A 1,934-nucleotide genomic window follows, 5' to 3' on the forward strand; every position below is an offset into this window, starting at 1 on the left:
TGGTCCCACAGTTTGATCGGCGGAACCATCAGTCCCTCTTCGTACACCGTGGTGGCGCCGGACGGCATGGAGCCGGGGCAGCAACCGCCGATGTCGTCGTGGTGACCGAATGCCTGAACGAACGCAACAACCTTCGGCTCGGCATCGGGAGTGACGCGGGCGAAGACAGGCACCGTGACGCAGAGGTCGGGGAGATGGCCGATGCCACCTTCGGACAGGTAGACGTCGTTGTGGAAGTACACGTCTCCCGGCTTCATCGTCTCGAGTGGGAAGTCCCGGGCGATCGGATGCACCAGCGCGGAATACGAACGGCCCGTGAGCTTGCGGAGGTTCCGGTCGTGAATACCGGCGCGGAAATCGTGAGCGTCACGGATCATCGGTGAGCGCGAGGTGCGCGAAATGGAGGTCTCGACCTCCATTTCCACGCTGGCGAGGTAACCGGCGACGATCTCGACCAAAATCGGATCAGGTGACGCGCCGTCGGTAGCGGTGAGTCGGTACGGCTTGGCCGCGGTGGCAGCAGCAGCATCGAGAATGGCGGTCATCACTTCACTCCGTTCGAGTCGGAAGACTTCGAGATACGAATGTTCCCGAAGGTGTCGATACGTGCCGAGAATCCGGGATGGATCGGGACAGTCGAGCTGAACTCCTCGATCACGGCCGGTCCTTCGATGACGTCACCCGCACCGAGCAGTGTGCGATCGTAGGTGGCCGTTTCGACCCAGCTGTCGAAATACGATTGACGCGAACCGGTTCGAGCGGTGTCGGCGCCGGTGCCGGCCGGGATCTCCTTGAGCGTCGGACGCTTGATCGGGCCGATGCCACTCACGCGCAGGTTGACCCATTCCACGTGCTGCGACGGGTCTCCCCGGAAGTCGTAGCCGTACAGCTCGCGGTGCGCCTGGTGGAACGCCTCGGCCGCGTCGTCCATGATCTGCGTCGTGACGGTACCTTCCGCCACCGGGACGCGTACCTCGAAGGCCTGACCGAGGTAACGCAGATCCGCAGTGCGAGAGTACTTGCGCTGCGTCTCGTCGAAACCCTCTTCGGCAAGCGCGATCTCGGCTTCGCCGGCCAGCGCGTCGAACTGGCTCTGCAGGTCTTCAGCCTTCAACCGGTCGTGACGACTGACGTGCGTCTGGACGTAGTCGTTGCGGACATCGACCGTCAGCAGACCGAACGCGGAGACGTTACCCGGATTGAGCGGGACGAGAACGTCTTTCAGACCCAGGATGTCGACGAGACGGCAGGCGAGCAGGGAGCCGGAACCGCCGAACGTCACGAGGGTGAAGTCGCGAACGTCGAGGCCACGCTTGACGGTGATCTGACGCAGGGCGTTGGCCTGGTTCCATGCCGAGACCTCGAGGACGCCGACCGCGCACTCTTCGAAGCCCAGACTGAGCTGTGTTGCAAGCTCTTCGAGGCCCTTGCGTGCCAATTCCGTGTCGAGAGGAATCTCGCCACCGAGCAGGTGGGGTGGGATGCGACCGAGCAGGACGTGCGCGTCGGTGATGGTCGGTTCGCTGCCGCCCTTGCCGTAGCACAACGGTCCGGGATCGGCGCCGGCCGACTGAGGGCCGACTCGGAGGGTGTGTTCCGGCGTCATCCACGCGATCGACCCACCACCGGCGCCGACGGTCACGACGTCGATCATCGGGATCTTCGACGGGTAGTTGCCCACTCGCCCTTCGGTGGTCAGCGCGGGCTCGCCGCGAACCACGACGGTGACATCCGTCGACGTTCCGCCGCCGTCACAGGTCAACACCTGCTCGACGCCGGCGGCGTCGGCGATCAGCGCAGCACCGAGGGCTCCGGCGGCCGGTCCCGACAGGACTGTCGTAATAGGCTGGTGAACAACCTCTTTGGCCGACAGGACACCGCCGTTGGACTTCATGACGTAGAACGGGATGTCGCGGGGTTCACCGTCGGTGGTC

General features: G+C 64.4%; 2 protein-coding genes. Both read right to left on the bottom strand.

The window, feature by feature from the left end:
• A partial coding sequence (locus tag A2J01_RS15370) for a hydantoinase B/oxoprolinase family protein (protein ID WP_197494228.1) occupies nucleotides 1-545 on the bottom strand: 545 nt, incomplete at its 3' end.
• Nucleotides 545-1,934, bottom strand: a 1,390-nt coding sequence (locus A2J01_RS15375; RefSeq protein ID WP_064113040.1) for a hydantoinase/oxoprolinase family protein, incomplete at its 5' end; no start/stop codon positions are given. The genes A2J01_RS15370 and A2J01_RS15375, both read right to left, overlap by 1 nt.

The sequence above is a fragment of the Rhodococcus sp. EPR-134 genome (assembly GCF_001647205.1).
In the GTDB taxonomy this organism is placed as follows: domain Bacteria; phylum Actinomycetota; class Actinomycetes; order Mycobacteriales; family Mycobacteriaceae; genus Rhodococcus_F; species Rhodococcus_F qingshengii.